Source organism: Paenibacillus auburnensis (assembly GCF_927798115.1).
Taxonomy (GTDB): Bacteria; Bacillota; Bacilli; order Paenibacillales; family Paenibacillaceae; genus Paenibacillus_AQ; species Paenibacillus_AQ auburnensis.
Genome location: NZ_CAKMMG010000011.1, coordinates 167,346 through 182,519, shown reverse-complemented (window position 1 = coordinate 182,519; position 15,174 = coordinate 167,346). Strand labels below are relative to the sequence as shown.

The following is a 15,174-nucleotide window of genomic DNA, read 5'->3' as shown; positions in this document are numbered from 1 at the left end:
TCACGGATTGTTATCCCGGATAATGAAGGGCCAGATTCCTTGTCTGGAATACAGCTCCTTTGACTAAATGCATCCAGGTATTGACAGTTGATAAATTCAATGCGATTATACATTTAGATAATTATTTAAATATCGAAAGGTTGGATAGAGAATGAACGAATCTTTCAAGGCGCTCGCTGATCCAACCCGAAGACAGATTATCCGGCTGCTGCGTGAAAAGGACCGGACCGCCGGAGAAATCGCCGATTATTTTCAGATGACCAAGCCCAGCATCTCGCATCACCTCAGTGCCTTGAAGCATGCCGGTCTGGTACAGGATGAGCGCAAGGGACAGTTTATTGTATATTCGCTCGATACGACTGTGCTTGAAGAGGTGCTCGGATGGTTCCTGGAATTAACCGGCACAGGGAAAAACAGTTCTGACAAGGAGGACTAGTATTATGAAGGATTTCAAATGGAAATGGCAGGACACGCTGATTGTGATTTTCGGAGGGCTCGCACTGGGTTATGCACTGATCAATTACAGCAAACTGCCCGCGCAGCTCCCTTCCCATTTCAGCATTACCGGAGAGGTCAACTCCTATTGGCCCAAAGGCTCGATCATTGCACTTGGGGCATTTATGGGCCTTGTTTTTCCTATTGCTATGCAGTTCATCCGCCGGATTGACCCCAAGAGAGAAAACTACAGTAAATTTGAAAATGCTTATAAAATGATCCGCCTAGCTGTAGGAGTACTGTTCGATGCCGTCCTGGTGCTTTCTGTAGCCAAGGGCCTGGATGAGCATTTTGCGGCAGGTAAAATAGCTATATTGGCTATCGGTGTATTATTTATAGCACTCGGCAATTATATGCCGCAGATTAAAGATAACTATTTCACTGGCATCCGGACACCGTGGACGCTCGCAAGTCCTGAGGTGTGGCGGAAGACCCACCGGTTCTCCGGATATATGTGGACGATCGGCGGATTGCTGATTGTGCTTGGTGCTTTTATGCCGAAGAACCTATCTATCAGCCTGATTGTCACAGCCCTGCTGATCGCGACAATCATTCCCTACGTTTACTCCTGGCTTATCGCCCGGCAGATGAAGGTATGAACCGGCTTAAACGGATCCCGCTTGCAGCTGCTTGCTCAGCGTAAACCGCTGCAAGCAGCTCCTCCAGCTCCATATTCAGCATATCCGCCGGCTCGATATATTCGAACCGGCGGTCATTGTGCTGCCCCCCTTTACTACGCTCCTGTACTGCCAGCAGACGGTATTGCCTCAGCAGCTCCAACCCTGCAGAAGCGCTGGCGGCAGCTCGCTGCTGATCCCCCTTCACCAGATTCCGCCGCCCCAGCTCCAGCATGCCTTCTGCCGCTTTTGCCTGCTTGGCAGCATTAAAGCCGTCAAGCTGCAAGCTTCTCCGCACCCAGTATAGCGCCTTCCCCGGATCATCGCCTCCCATATACGACCCCGCCAGTGCCCAATGTAAACCGGGGTCCTCCGGAGCATAGATCAGACTGCTCCGCAGCAGATCTCTTCCCTGCTCTCCTGGAAGCAGCCCCGCGAGAACCACAGCAGCCTTGGAATCCCGCGGATTCCATCCAAGGGATTCCCGGAGCAGCGTTATCTGAGCCGCAGGCTCAGCGGTCCGGACTGCCTGACTGTACAATTTTTCGCCCATCCTCATCTGAAAGGAAAGCCAACTGAACGTCAGACAAATACAAATTAGGATTAGCCGCAGTCCCGCCCGCTTCACCCCCATGAAGCCGCGTATATGAGCTCGGCGGTTAAAGGCAGGTCGTAAGAGGACAGCGTGTGTTCCAGAGACGGCGGTTACGCGCTGCCGGGATTCGGCATGCGCCATCGCCAGCAGCAAAAACAGCAGCAGCCAGCTCAGGCCGTAGCTCCAGTCGAAATCGGCCGCGGCATGCAGGACAATCACCAACAGCGGAGGCAGCAGCCTTAGGGCGTCCCTGCCGGTCATCCAGACTGCTGCCAGCAGCAAGAGCAGCAGAACAGCAACACCGGCGATTCCGAGGTTCAACAGGAAGTCGAGATAACCGCTATGCACCTGGCTGCCTACGTAGGGGCGGGACTGGGTGGCGAGGTATGCGCTGTGCCACGTCTCGCCCCCCTGCCCCAGCCAGGGGGCTTCCCCCGCGAGCTTCCAGGCATCGCGGTACATCAGTCCGCGAGCACTGACCGTCGCAGATGGTCCGCTGATCCGCTCGCGCACTTGGCTGAGGACGGCGGTACCCGCCGCCGTCCAGAGCGCCGCCGCAAGCAGCAGCAGCGCGGCGCGGGTCCCGCCCGCTGCTAGCCGGCTGCGGCGGCACAGCCACAGGCCGGCAAGCAGCGCGCCGGCCCAGAACCCGGCCAGCAGCAGCAGGCCGGGCAAGGGCTCTACCGCCAGCCCGGTGCGGGCCAGCTGGCGGTAGAACAGCGCCGCGGCGGCTACGGGCGCGGCGCCGGCGGCAAGAAGCGGCGCGGCCAGCCGCCGCTTCCAGAGCAGGGCTGCGGCTGCTGCGCAGGCCGCAGCTAGCAACGCGCCGCGCGACTCGCTGAGGAGCAGCGCGGCGGCATACGGGAACAGAGGCAGCATGCGCAGCGGCTGCCTCGCGGCACGGAACGCGCGGTGTTCCCCGCGCGCGTGATGCCGTGCAGCGGCTTCACCGGGGGCGAGCGCAAACATCCGCTCCAGCAGAAAAACTGCCATCACGGCGCCAAAGGCGTTCGGGTACTGGAGCAGCCCGCCCAGCCTGGCCCCCGTCACACTGACCTCCGGCGATGCCGTATAGGCAACAGCAAAGCGGAGCGGCAGTCCGCCGCACACAGTCAGCAGAGCACTGAGGCTGATTGTTATTCCCAGCCCGTGCCAGACTACTGCTAGCAGCCGGAATCCCCGGCGGGTTCCCGCGCACAAAAAAGCAAAAAAGGCGAAGCTGGCATAGAGTCCCCAGCGCAGCAGCTCATTAACCGTGCCTTGCACGGATAAGGGGCTGTGCAGCAAATGAAAAGCATACAGTACAAGGATCAGCAGCGGACCACCCAGTACGATTTTCACCGCGGTCCCGCCGCTTTTGTATCCTCCATTGATATAGATTGAACTTGCGGCAATAGCAGCACACAATACAAACCATACGGCCAGCATGCCATACATCTCCCGGGCAAAAAACATCCCGCGCAGCAGGCAAGCGGCCGCCGCGGCCGTTATCACCAGTATTCCGCTCCCCCAAACCGCAACAACCTGCGGCCGTCCCATTCCCCTATTTCTCATCTCATTACTCCCGGATGGTCAAGTTGCTAATAAGTATTTCCAGATTCACCCTTAAGCAACAACAAGCATAGAGAAAACCCTGCACACAAACAAACAGGACAGCCGCCCCGCTTGGAGGCATGCTGTCCTGTACGTTATTATGCGATATTTTTATCAAATCCGCTTATGCATTACCCGTCCGGCTGTTCCGGCAGCCTTCAGCTCTGAGCCGTAGTCTCTACAGGCAGCAGGTCGGCGCAGACACGTTCAAGGTAAGGCTTGGCCCCCAGAAAATCGCGGAATGCGCAGTATTCGCGCCATTTGGCGGCATTGTCGCCGCCGGTGCTTTTGACGGCACGGATAAGGATATTCTTCGGGGTATGCTCCATATCGATGAATTCCAGCAGCTGGCTGCGGTAGCCCATAAGGTCCAGCAGTTTCGCCCGGATGGCATCAGTGGCCAATGCCGAGAAGCGTTCCTTCAGAATTCCATGCGACAGCAGCGGGCTAAGCACGTCATTCTCAATCTGGTTAAACAGCTCATGCTGGCAGCATGGTACAGAGAGGATGACCGAAGCGCCCCAGCGGACCGCTTTTTCCAGAGCAGCGTCCGTTGCTGTATCACAGGCATGCAGCGTTACAACCATATCCACCTGATCCAGCTCATTGTAATCGGCAATATCGCCCACCAGGAAGCGCAGCTGGCTGTATCCAAGCTTGGCTGCAAGCTGGCTGCAGTGCTCAATCACATCCGCTTTGAGGTCAAGGCCGACAATATTCAGCTCCCGCCGCTCGCGGACAGCCAGATAATGATACAGCGCAAACGTGAGATAAGATTTACCGCAGCCAAAATCAACAATCGTCAGCGGCCTTCCGGCCGGCAGATCGGCCAGCACATCCTCAACCATCTCCAGGAAGCGGTTGATCTGGCGGAACTTGTCGTACTTCTTGGCGAGCACCTTGCCTTCGCTGTTCATAATGCCCAGCTCGACCAGGAACGGCACCGGCTCTCCCTCATCCAGCACATACTGTTTCTTGCGGTTATGGGCTAAGTCAGGCGCCTCCTGCTTGCTGGCTGATTTCGTCAGGATCGATACCTTGTACTTTTTGCTGATCAGCACCTGGTAGTCCGCTTCCACGGTACACAACAGCGCCTGGCGGAATGTTGCCCGCAGCAGCGACATCATTTCTTCTGCAGCTTCCTCCGCAGGAATATTCCGGTGCTCAACCTTCGGTCCGGTATAGTAGGCAAACTGATAATGCAGCTTCCCTTTAAGCTCAACGGGTTTGACCTGCACCTTGGTGTAGGTCACCTCACCTTTGCTGCGCAGCTGACTTAAGGTTGCCGTAATTAAGGTGCGGCTGTTAATCACCTGCACTATTAATGTATTTAAAGATTCCACAGGGTACATCTCACTTTCGCAATTAAAAATGAAGAGCAGGCTCTCCTTAATATCATTATATTATAGCATGCCCGGCGTGCTTAGAGCAGATTCGTCTCTTGCCTAACGGCAGCGGTGAGCTTCTCCCACTCGGCCTGCCCCTGTCTTACTTCTGCCAGCGGCAGGCCGCCAAGCTCCAAAGCCTCCGGCGCCGTGAGCAGCAGCCGGCCGTAGAGTTCATGCCCTTCTGCCGCAACATCCTCGCCCTGCTCCCACAACCGGTACAAACTGTCTTCCGCCTTGGCATAGCGGCCAACAGATTCCAGATACGATAGCAGCAGCCGTTCTGTTTTGACCGGAAGCCGGTAAGCCTCAACTTCATTCAGAAGCTCATCGATTTCCTTCGTCATATGCATCAGATCCCGGTCGGCCCCATGAAGGTCAGCGTACAAAAACAGATGCAGTGACCGCATTGACCGGAACAGCGCCGCTTCGGTATTTCCTACTGCCGCATAAATGCTGCCTTCCTCCTTGAGCAGCCGGGCCACACCCTGCAGCTTGTCGGACTCAATGATGCCGCCTAACCGGTACATATCAATAATATCCTCTACGGATAAGGAGTTTAACAGACGGGAGTTGAGGCGGAAATGCCGGCCCAGCAGCTCATCTACTTCCCATAAGGCTTCTGTTGTTTTCTTTTCCTGCTTCAGCGCAAACACTTTGGCCACCATGGCCGTCATATCCTCAATCATCCGGACGATATAATCTCTTCGGAACATACTGTACACCCTCCCCGAGGCTGCGTCCTGTGCATATTTCCCAAAATAGCCGCAGTTACCAGATTATTAGATTGCCTTAAAATCATCTTAAACCATTCTATCCTTGTGCGCCACCGGAGGTCCCAGAGGTCGAAAAGCATCATCGTAAAGAAATTTGAAATCATTGACAGAAAAAGAAAACTGCCGATATAATGAGTTTAATCTAACCGATCTGGATTACAGATCGAACTATTATATAGATCATACGGATATAACCGACCCAGATAAGCGGATAAGGAGCGTTATGAACATGAAAGATCCAAAGATTGGGCAAACACAGGAGCACCAGGATTCTGAACAGCCGTATGATCGTTTCCTGCCTCCACTCTCCATCACAGAGGAGCAGAACAAACTGCTGGAAAGCGCACTTCGGATCAAAATCATGCATGCGCTCGCGGATGAGCCGCTGACCTCCAAACAGGTAGCCGAGAAGCTGCACAAGACCCCCGGCAACATCCACTACCATATTATCAAGCTGTTTGAAGGCGGGTTGCTGGAGCTCGTCCGTACGGAAGTCGCCGGAGGGATCATTCAGAAATTTTACCGCTCCAAGGGGACCTTCTTCCATTCTGAGAACTTTAGGGGCTTTCAGTTCCGCAATGAAGACAAGATTGAGCATTTCACAACCCGGCTGACCTTATCCTCCGCCGAGCTAGCCGCTTTTCAGCGGGAGCTCATGCAGGTGATCACCGCCTGGGAGTCCAAGATTACTCAGGGTGATGAGTACGGCATGGAGTTTATCATCGGGCGCCTGCCTCATACAGATTCTTCGTCAGAACCGGAGGTGAGTCCCTGAATGAATCCGGTAACTGCAACCGAATCTGCCAGCCGAAATCCCATACGGAACTTTGCCGCCCTGTTTGCGAATTCGCGTGCTTTCCCGTACTTGTGGCTGGGAAATCTGATTTCCTTCCTGGGCAGCTCGGTGACTATGGTGATTCTGCCTGTTCTGGTCTATTCCATTACTGGCTCAACGAAGACGATGGGCTTCGTAATGGCCATATATATGCTGCCCAACGTGATTATGCTGCCGATATCCGGTCATATTGTGGACCGCTACGACCGGGTCAAGATTATGATGGCGGTTGATATTGCCCGCTTCGTTATTATGGTTGCAATAGCTGTATTCTCATTGACCGGTATATTAAGCATACCGCTGCTGTACATATTCATGGGATTCTACGGCCTGCTTGACGGCCTTTTCCGGCCTGCATATTCTGCGACTCAGGCTACTGTGTTCACAGCCGATATCCGGATTGCAGCCAATTCACTAACCCAGATGAGCACTCAGACCGTCCGGCTGATCGGCCCTTCTCTCGGCGGGCTACTTGTTACACATTTGTCTGCAGGTATCGGCTTCGGGATTGATGCATTTACCTATGTAATCTCCCTCTACTGCCTGATCTATCTTCGCAAAGCACTGATGCCGAGATTGCAGCCGCAACACTCTGCTAACTCCATCCGCAACCTTGAAGCCGCTGCAGCCCCGGCCGCTGCCCCTAACTGGAAGGAGGATTTCAAAGAAGGCATTGCTGTGCTGCGCAGCCATCCCTGGCTCTGGATCACAATCCTTACCTTCTCCTTCTTCAATATCTGTTATGCCGGAGTCACCAGCATCCTTATTCCCTGGCTGTTCAAGGTTCATCACGGCTGGGCCCCTTATGTATACGGACTTGCCGTCACCTGTTCCGGTGCCGGAGCTATTATTGCAGGGCTGCTATACAGTCTGCGCCAGAAATGGACCCATCGGGGAATTATGGCCTACGGCGGCGTAATCCTCAGCTGTCTCGCCCTGTTCCTGATGCCGTTTATTCCGAATGCAGCGGCGGCTATCGCCTTATTCGCGGTAGAAGGCTTCGGTCTGATGATCTTCGGCCTAATCTGGGAAATCAGTCTTCAGGAGCTCGTTCCGCAGGAAGCCTTCGGGCGTGTAGCCAGTCTGGACCTGCTGGGTTCCTTCGCTTTACTGCCGGTCGGCTATATTGTGGTCGGCTGGCTGGCTGATCTTATCGGCGGCATTCCGACTATTGCGATCTTCTCAGGACTTGGATTGCTCTGTGCTGCCTTTGTACTCAGCATTCCGGCAATCCGCAAGTTTCAATAGAACGTTTACTACAAGTGCTAATAGAAAAAACAGAGCAGTAATTCCTCCTTAACGGGAGAATTTACTGCTCTGTTCGCTTGGTGACTATGTCTTATTTCTTGGTTACCGGTGCATGAACAAAATCCTTGATGACTTCGGCCAGACGTTCCGGTGCTTCATACATACTCATGTGCCCTACCCCGGAAATGGTCGCCTTGGTTACGTTAGCCTTGTCCGACGTAAAGGTTCGTTCGGCCGGCACCAGGGTGTCTTCTGCACCGGCTACGAGCAGCACCGGAAGTGCTGTCGCAGAGATCACATCACGGCGGTCCGGGCGTTCCCGCATCGCCAGAGCGGCACCTGCTGCACCTTGCGGCGGTGTCTTGTAGCCGATTTCCTTAGCCCGTTCCAGCAGCAGCGGCGCTGCTCCCGGGGCAAACAATCCGGGTACCAGACTATCCACAAATGCTGTAATCCCGTCGTTCTGAATAGTGCTGACACTTTTCAGGCGTTTCTCCTTCGCCTCGTCGCTATCCGGGTAGCCCGTGGAGTGAATCAGCCCGAACCCTTTCAGGCGGGAACCATGGCGCTGCGCAAAGGATAGTGTGATATAGCCGCCCAGAGAATGACCGAGCAGATACACATTAGAAATTTCCAGGGCATTCAGCAAGGAAAGAACATCATCTGCCATCTGATCAATGCTGTATGCACCCAGCGGAGCATCCGATGCCCCATGACCGCGCAGATCGGGAGCAATGACCCGGTAGCTGCTGCTCAGGAACGGAATGACCTGCTCAAAATACGCAGAGCTTCCACAGAAGCCGTGCAGCAGTACAATGACTTCGCCCTGCCCTTGATCACTGTAACAAATATTACTTCCTTCACAACGAACATTTTCCATGACGGCTTCCTTCTTTCTATGTAGTAACTCAATTCCGCATTGAGCTTATCTTAATTATTAATCAGATCACATCAACTTGAAACGAACCCGAAGCCTTTAGCCGCAGCCAGTGCAATCTGCTCAGCCATGACCATTACCCGGTACAGTGGTGTCGTCTGCAGCGTCCGGTACGGCCGCGGACCATTCACATCTACAATGGCAGCCAGACTGTAGTTCCCTACTTCAGGCAGGCTTAAGCCTACTGACTGTGCCGGACGCAGCGGCTGACTGGCAGCAAAATAAAAACCGAGTGCAGCAGGCGGTCCAAGGCAAGCATCAATAGCTATAATAAGCTGCCCCTCCGGGATCTCCGCCATTCGCCTGATGAGATTATCCGCATCACAGGGTGCCGGCATCGTGCCGATGACATGCGGAAATCCATACTCCAGTAACCTGCTGCCGGTCAAGGGACCCAGGGCATCTCCTGTGGACCGGTCTGTTCCGATACACAGAAAGGTGATGCTCTCAGCCGAATGCCGGGCTGCGATCTCCTGGAAGAAGGTACTCAGCTTGCCTGCATCCATTTTGATCCGTTTTCTGCTTTCTTGTTCCCTGATTGCCACCTCTCCTAGCCCCCTTTTCATGATGATACCTGCGGTTAATTCCCTTTAATTTAACATGATTTCAGATAGCAGACAAAAAAATGGTGTTTCCTTGCCCAGTCATGATAAAATACATCAGAAGAAACGATTGAATGACCTTCGCGGAAGAGCCTTTAAACCAAATCATCATACGCAGAAAGGACTGTTTGCACTCCATGGATTTAACACAGCCCAGCCAGGAAAATGTGGAATATATGATTGAGGGCATCAAGAGCAAGCTCAAAATGGCCAGCGCGGCAGCCATGCAGGCATCCGCTTTCTCGGTAGACAACTATGAGGATATACTTGATATTTATGAGGTAGCCATGGGCAGTGACAGGCTAAGCATCTCCCAGGTGGAGGCACTTGTATCCGAGCTTGGCCGCCTCCGGCACAAATAAGCACCCCGGATATGAACAGAAGCTCCCCGCCTTACGAACCCATCCGCTGGATGGCCATAAGGCGTGGAGCTTCTTTGCTGTTTGTAAGACTATTACTTCATCCTTACGGAAGATCGATTAGAAGGAATTCCGCTTCACCTTGGCTGCTGGTACCCTTCAGGGTCAGATCACAGCTTTTGCGGATACGGGCGGCATCGCCGGGCTGCAGGTGGAAAATGCCTTCGCTGCAGCTTACCTCCAGATGGCCGGAGATCAGATAAATATGTGTGCGCCTATCTTCCACCTGCGGATAATGAAGCTCCCTGTTCGTCTCGAGTACAGACAGGTAAATCGTGACGTCCTCTCCCAGCTCAAGTGCTCCTTCTGCACCCATTCCGGAAGCCACCGGCAGCATCTTATTGATTTTCATTTCACGGGGATAAAATTTCGCATCCCATGTCGGAGGAAGCCCCGGGCGGTCCGGAAGCAGCCAGATCTGCAGGAATCGTACCTCTTCACTGGCCGACGGGTTGGTTTCCGAATGATTAATCCCCGTCCCTGCACTCATGACCTGCACGCTGCCTGCCTGGAGATCGGCATGATTGCCGAGGTCATCCTGATGTTTCAGGACCCCGGAAACAACATAAGTGATGATCTCCAGGTCATGATGCGGATGTTCATGCATCCCTTGCTCCGGCTTCAGCTCATTATCATTATGGGCCAGAAGTAGGCCAAAATGCGCATTGCTGGGATCATCATAATCGGCAAACGAAAAGCTGAACTCACTGTGTATCCATTCTCTATTCGAAGTGTGGCGCTCTGCTGATGTAACTACTTTAATCATAATTTCTGCACCTCCAAAGATGTGAGTATCCTTATTCTTAAATAAGGGAGCTTCCCCCCGCTTTCTAGGGTGATAGGCGCTTTGATTATGTATTTCTTACCCCCTTCACTTCTCCGTCAATCATTATATTTTCAATAATATTCCAGCAAAACACGTTATCAGCTTTATAGGTCTTGAGCCGTTTTTTAGGGGATCATAATCTGCTATCCGAATATTTTGTAAAGTCCCAAATACCGCTGTTTACATGACAACAGCCTCTATTTATTCTCTAATCCTCCTCTATGCTTGGGTAATCTTTCCTATGCTGCTATGCTGTTTCAGCCTATACCTCAACGTTTATATACGAAGTAAGAACTTCAGGGCCATCCTGAACCCCATATTTTAATGAGGAGTGATTGGTGATGAATAAAGCAGAGACAGAATTCCCGGTAGAAAGCGGAAGCACTTTCTTCAAAGGTATCTTTATCGGAGGGTTGCTCGGAGCCGCAGCGGCGCTGTTGTTCGCACCTAAGCCCGGCCGTGAAATGCGCAGTGACTTGTCCGATAAAATCACGCTGGCTACTGACAAAACCAAAGAAGTTGCTGGCGTCGTAACCGACAAAACCAAGTCTATTGCCACTACTGTTGGAGAAAAGGCCACAGATCTGGCGAGCACGGTATCGGCTAAAGCCTCCGATATCCTCACCACAGTGAGCGACAGCAAACAGCAAATCGCGGCTACCTTGCAGGAAACCGGCAAAAAAATCGGGGACACTGTATCCGAGGCGTCTGGTGATATCGCTTCTGATGTCAAAGATGCCTCCGCCGATGTGGCCGAAGAAGCCACAAACTCTTCCAAAGAGGTTGCAGATGATGCTAAGGATGCCAAAGAGGAAGTTAAAGCCTCCTACAAGTCTTCCTACTAAACGGCTGTGACTTGCGGCTCAATTTAAATTTGAGAACAGCCAGCTCACTGCAGCTGGCTGTTGTTATGCAAAATGCAGCTTCATCGCTTAGGAATGAAGCTGCATTTTTATCAAAGCCTTTACAGGCTAAAGAAAGCGGGGAGACCTTATGGGAGATGCGGGCAGCAAGACCAAAGCATACGAAGTCGATGAGCATCCCTTCGAATTGCGTCATGAGGTCAAGCGTCTAAACGCACGGCTGGATAAAATCGCCGACTCACTGGAGAAATCGGAATTCAAGGATATCCTTGAGAATTATACGGACCCCAAAAAACGGATTATTACCAACCTTATGGCTGGCATATCCAGAGGTCTGGGATTATCGCTCGGTACCTTTGTCATTCTGGGTTTACTCGGCTACATCCTCAGCCTGTTCCTGGATGTACCTGTTATTGGCGAATACCTTGGAGAAATAAAAAAGTATATTGATGCGAACAGCTGACCTTCTTACCCTGGTTCCCCCCGCTTACAGCCCGATAACCGTACGGACTGCAAGCGGGGGGAATAGCTATGCCAGGAAGAATTGAACCGACACAAATAAGGACATGCCTGATCCGGAAGGATAGGCATGTCCTAATCTTGAGGACTAACGATAAGAATCAATAGGAAGAGTTCGCCATGATCTGTTTCAGCTTCTCTGTAGCCCGCTTCTGGATGCGCGATACACTCATTTGCGAGACACCCAGCTTCTGGGCGATAGCGCGCTGGGATTGACCATCCTGGAAAGCCAGCAGCAGCACCTGCTGCTCTTGTTCCTTAAGCTGGCCCAGCGCCTGTTGGAGATCCATACGTTTCTCCACAGTTTCATAATCGTTGGCATCCGAGCTGATCAGCTCGCCAAGTGTAGCACCTGTTTCCTCTTGCGAGAGAGGGGAATCGAGCGATACATAATGATAGCATTCCCGCCCGGCCAGCACTTCCACAGTTTCTTCAACGGTAAGATCCAGATAATGAGCAATTTCTTCTACAGCAGGGGAACGTTCCAGTCTGATGGTTAGCTCATCGATGGCCTGCTGAACAAGTGCCCCCTTTTCTTTAATCCGTCTTGGAACCTGTATGTACCAGGATTTATCCCGCAGGAAATTCTTCATATGCCCAATCATGCTTTTCATCGCATAAGGCTCGAAGGGAATTCCTAGACTGATGTCATATTGCTGAAGCAGTCTGATCAGCGCCATCTGTCCTACCTGGTACAGATCTTCATATAGATCCGGACGGTTGCGGGCAATTTTGCCGGCAGCCATCTTTACCATCGGTTCGTATTTACGGATCAGCACGGTGGCAATTTCATTATCTTTGGTCTGCTGGTATTCCCAGATCAGGCTTATCGCTTCATTCATGGACTCTGGGGGAGTCACTTTATCACTCATACTTTCTCCTCGCTGAAATTAAGCCGCTTAGTCAGGGTAACGACTGTCCCTCTCCCTGCTTCACTCACGACGCTAACGTCATCCATGAGTGCCTGCATAAGATAAAAGCCCAGTCCGCCTACCTCAACATCATTCAGCTCTTTATCATGCAGCGTCATGCGTGCTTCAGGTGTATCCATTCCGTCAAAGCTCTCCCCTTCATCTTTGACTGTAATGGATAAGGCACTTGGTCCTACTTCAAAAATCACATCGACAAGCCCGTCTTCCTGACCGTAAGCATACAGCACGGAGTTGTTACAGGCTTCCGAAACGGCTACTTTCATATCCTCAATGTCCTCATAGGTAAAGCCCATCTTCGAGGCAATTCCATATAAATTCAGTCTGACGATATCGACATATTCTGCGCTGGCGGGTAACTGAAGAACTACTTTTTGCACGTCATCACTCATCCTTAGTTCGATCCTTTCCTAGTGGGAATTCTCTTGGGGGGCAAAAAATTTGGAAATGCCGGTCATATCAAACAGTTTTTGAATTTGCGGCGGTACTTCTTCGACCGAAAACTTCACATCCATGCCGTGTCTTGCTTTGAGGATCGAGAGCAAAATCCCAATACCGGTGCTGTCAATATATCTCAAGTCTTGTAAATTAATAACGAGATCAAGCCCCGTATCTCCCACAAGCGGCTCCATCACCAGACGAAAATCTGGAGCGACGGATAAGTCGAGTTCTCCAATCAGATAAACCGTACATACATTGCCTTCAGTTTGGGTCTTTGCGTGGAACTTTTCGCTTTTATGTGTATTCATAGACAATCTCTCCTGATTAAGTGTTTTCTTTACCAATAACCCTAAAGGCCTAGTTTTGAAACAAAAAACGGACATCCTGCTATAAGGTAATTCCTGGATGTCCGTTAAAAGAGGGAGGCGTTCCGTTCTATATTCGGGTTGCCATGGGGAGCATAACGGATGATCATTTGCTTAATACTGCTCAACTTCAGCGGCTTGCTGATATATCCGTCCATCCCTGCCGCCTTACAGCGGCTCTGGATGCCCTCCATGACATTTGCCGTCATAGCGATAATTACTGCCTTCTCGGCAGACACGCCGCTGCCCTCGCGTATTCTGGCGGTGGCTGTAAGTCCGTCCATTACCGGCATCTGCAGGTCCATAAATATGAATTCATAAGCATTCTGATTTGCCAGCACCACTGCCTGGCTGCCGTCCTCAGCCACATCAGAGTCATACCCCAGCTTGTCCAGCATACTGACCATGAGGCGCTGATTAATCGGGTGATCATCCACGACAAGAGCTTTCTTCCGCGCTTTCGCCTTTTGAACTGCATCATGTGGCTCTTCCACTTGAAAACCTCTGGCCAGCTCATCTTCAGGCATCGACGCCTGAATGGTAAACACAAAGGTTGCACCCTTCTCCTCCATAGATTCGACGCGAATCTCCCCGCCCATCATCTCGACCAGAGACTTACAAATCGCAAGGCCAAGTCCGGTTCCCCCGTATTTGCGTGTCATCGAGGAATCCAGCTGGGAGAAGGGCTGGAACAGACGGTCACATTTCTCCGGCGAAATCCCGATTCCGGTATCCTTAACCGTAAATTCTACTATCACTTTATGGTCGGTGGAAGGCAGCCTGGAGGCAACCAGATATACACCTCCATGATGGGTGAATTTAACCGCATTGGCAATAAGATTCATAAGAACCTGCCGCAGGCGGGCCATATCCCCATAAATCAGCCTTGGCAGGCTCTGGTCGACGAAATAAGCCAGCTCCAGATTCTTTTTGCCGGATTCTGCAGAGAACAGGCTGAATACCTCTTGGATGGTGGTCTGGAGATCAAACAGCTGTTCCTCCATTTCCATTTTCCCTGATTCCATTTTTGTGAAATCAAGAATATCATTGATCACGGTAATAAGCGTGTCGGCACTTTTACGGATGATTTCCGTGTACTCTTTTTGGTCAGGAGCCAGATCGGTCTCCATCAGCAGGTCGATCATGCCGACGACACCGTTCATCGGCGTGCGGATTTCATGGCTCATCATGGCAAGAAACTCTGTCTTGGCATTGGCGGCAATTTCCGCGGCCTCCTTAGCTTTGATCAGCTCACCGTTGATTTTTTCCAGTTCCTGTGTTTTTTGCTGCAGCAGCATAGACTGCATCTGATGCTTTTTGTTCGTAATATGCATATTGACGAAGCCCTCAATTTTGGACTTCAAAATCTGCGGGATGAAGGGTTTGACCATATAATCAATTGCGCCGGCAGAATATCCCGCAAACAAATGCTCTGCTTCTTTGCTGTTTGCGGAGATGAAGATAATCGGAATATCCTTCGTCTTCTCACGGGCTTTTATTAATTTGGCGGTTTCAATTCCATCCATGCCTGGCATCTGTACGTCCAGTACAATCACTGCGAACTCATATCGTAATAAACTCCGCAGTGCTTCTTCACCGGAATTTGCTTTGACAAGCTTGTAATGCTGACTCTCAAGCACTGCTTCCAGTGCCAGCAGATTTTCAGGACGGTCGTCAACGAGCAGTATATGAATTGGTTCTTGAACCCCCATAGGCCCCTCCTATCCCG

The 15,174-nt window shown here is 51.8% G+C and carries 17 protein-coding genes; 7 read left to right on the top strand and 10 right to left on the bottom strand.

All coding sequences use genetic code 11. The annotated features are described in order from the left end of the window. Positions 1 to 151: 151 nt before the first annotated feature. Positions 152 to 436, top strand: a complete 285-nt coding sequence (locus L6H70_RS25525; protein WP_054943427.1) for an autorepressor SdpR family transcription factor — start codon at positions 152 to 154, stop codon at positions 434 to 436. A 4-nt stretch (positions 437 to 440) separates the two neighbouring features. After that, a complete protein-coding gene (locus L6H70_RS25520; protein ID WP_236337003.1) occupies positions 441 to 1,094 on the top strand; it encodes an SdpI family protein in 654 nt (217 codons plus the stop codon). Here the strand turns inward: L6H70_RS25520 and L6H70_RS25515 are convergent. From L6H70_RS25515 to L6H70_RS25505, 3 genes are all read right to left on the bottom strand, one after another. Beyond that, on the bottom strand, positions 1,069 to 3,261 hold the full coding sequence (locus tag L6H70_RS25515) for an O-antigen ligase family protein (RefSeq protein ID WP_236337002.1): 2,193 nt from the start codon (positions 3,259 to 3,261) through the stop codon (positions 1,069 to 1,071). The genes L6H70_RS25520 and L6H70_RS25515 overlap by 26 nt on opposite strands. A gap of 197 nt (positions 3,262 to 3,458) precedes the next feature. Next, entirely contained in the window at positions 3,459 to 4,652 is a 1,194-nt protein-coding gene (locus L6H70_RS25510; protein ID WP_236337001.1) for a class I SAM-dependent methyltransferase, read from the bottom strand. 71 nt (positions 4,653 to 4,723) lie between these two features. Beyond that, complete coding sequence (locus L6H70_RS25505; RefSeq protein ID WP_236337000.1) at positions 4,724 to 5,401, bottom strand: DUF6483 family protein; 678 nt, start codon at positions 5,399 to 5,401, stop codon at positions 4,724 to 4,726. A gap of 289 nt (positions 5,402 to 5,690) precedes the next feature. Between L6H70_RS25505 and L6H70_RS25500 the strand changes: the two genes are divergently transcribed. Further along, positions 5,691 to 6,236: a winged helix-turn-helix domain-containing protein gene (locus L6H70_RS25500; protein WP_236336999.1), complete on the top strand. Its 546-nt coding sequence runs from the start codon at positions 5,691 to 5,693 to the stop codon at positions 6,234 to 6,236. Continuing rightward, entirely contained in the window at positions 6,237 to 7,544 is a 1,308-nt protein-coding gene (locus L6H70_RS25495) for an MFS transporter (protein WP_236336998.1), read from the top strand. It abuts the gene before it with no gap. A gap of 91 nt (positions 7,545 to 7,635) precedes the next feature. On the opposite strand, the gene L6H70_RS25490 is transcribed toward L6H70_RS25495, so the two are convergent. Both L6H70_RS25490 and yyaC read right to left on the bottom strand, forming a co-directional pair. Further along, a complete protein-coding gene (locus L6H70_RS25490) occupies positions 7,636 to 8,424 on the bottom strand; it encodes an alpha/beta fold hydrolase (protein ID WP_236336997.1) in 789 nt (262 codons plus the stop codon). A gap of 71 nt (positions 8,425 to 8,495) precedes the next feature. Further along, a complete protein-coding gene (gene yyaC / locus L6H70_RS25485; RefSeq protein WP_236336996.1) occupies positions 8,496 to 9,026 on the bottom strand; it encodes a spore protease YyaC in 531 nt (176 codons plus the stop codon). Positions 9,027 to 9,220: 194 nt separating this feature from the next. Here yyaC and L6H70_RS25480 point away from each other — a divergent pair, with 194 nt between their 5' ends. Continuing rightward, a complete protein-coding gene (locus L6H70_RS25480) occupies positions 9,221 to 9,445 on the top strand; it encodes a DUF1128 domain-containing protein (protein WP_206102049.1) in 225 nt (74 codons plus the stop codon). Positions 9,446 to 9,548: 103 nt separating this feature from the next. Here the strand turns inward: L6H70_RS25480 and L6H70_RS25475 are convergent, their stop codons facing one another. Beyond that, on the bottom strand, positions 9,549 to 10,268 hold the full coding sequence (locus L6H70_RS25475; RefSeq protein ID WP_236336995.1) for a pirin family protein: 720 nt from the start codon (positions 10,266 to 10,268) through the stop codon (positions 9,549 to 9,551). A gap of 401 nt (positions 10,269 to 10,669) precedes the next feature. Between L6H70_RS25475 and L6H70_RS25470 the strand changes: the two genes are divergently transcribed. Both L6H70_RS25470 and L6H70_RS25465 read left to right on the top strand, forming a co-directional pair. Continuing rightward, positions 10,670 to 11,173: a YtxH domain-containing protein gene (locus L6H70_RS25470; RefSeq protein WP_236336993.1), complete on the top strand. Its 504-nt coding sequence runs from the start codon at positions 10,670 to 10,672 to the stop codon at positions 11,171 to 11,173. A gap of 148 nt (positions 11,174 to 11,321) precedes the next feature. After that, a complete protein-coding gene (locus L6H70_RS25465; protein WP_206102052.1) occupies positions 11,322 to 11,654 on the top strand; it encodes a DUF5665 domain-containing protein in 333 nt (110 codons plus the stop codon). A gap of 157 nt (positions 11,655 to 11,811) precedes the next feature. Here the strand turns inward: L6H70_RS25465 and L6H70_RS25460 are convergent, their stop codons facing one another. From L6H70_RS25460 to L6H70_RS25445, 4 genes are all read right to left on the bottom strand, one after another. Continuing rightward, a complete protein-coding gene (locus tag L6H70_RS25460) occupies positions 11,812 to 12,582 on the bottom strand; it encodes a sigma-70 family RNA polymerase sigma factor (RefSeq protein ID WP_054943437.1) in 771 nt (256 codons plus the stop codon). Then, positions 12,579 to 13,031: an anti-sigma B factor RsbW gene (gene rsbW, locus L6H70_RS25455; RefSeq protein WP_236336990.1), complete on the bottom strand. Its 453-nt coding sequence runs from the start codon at positions 13,029 to 13,031 to the stop codon at positions 12,579 to 12,581. The genes L6H70_RS25460 and rsbW overlap by 4 nt, the downstream gene beginning before the upstream one ends. A gap of 18 nt (positions 13,032 to 13,049) precedes the next feature. Then, positions 13,050 to 13,388, bottom strand: a complete 339-nt coding sequence (locus tag L6H70_RS25450) for an STAS domain-containing protein (RefSeq protein WP_236336988.1) — start codon at positions 13,386 to 13,388, stop codon at positions 13,050 to 13,052. Positions 13,389 to 13,492: 104 nt separating this feature from the next. After that, positions 13,493 to 15,157, bottom strand: a complete 1,665-nt coding sequence (locus tag L6H70_RS25445) for a response regulator (protein WP_236336987.1) — start codon at positions 15,155 to 15,157, stop codon at positions 13,493 to 13,495. Positions 15,158 to 15,174 lie beyond the last annotated feature (17 nt).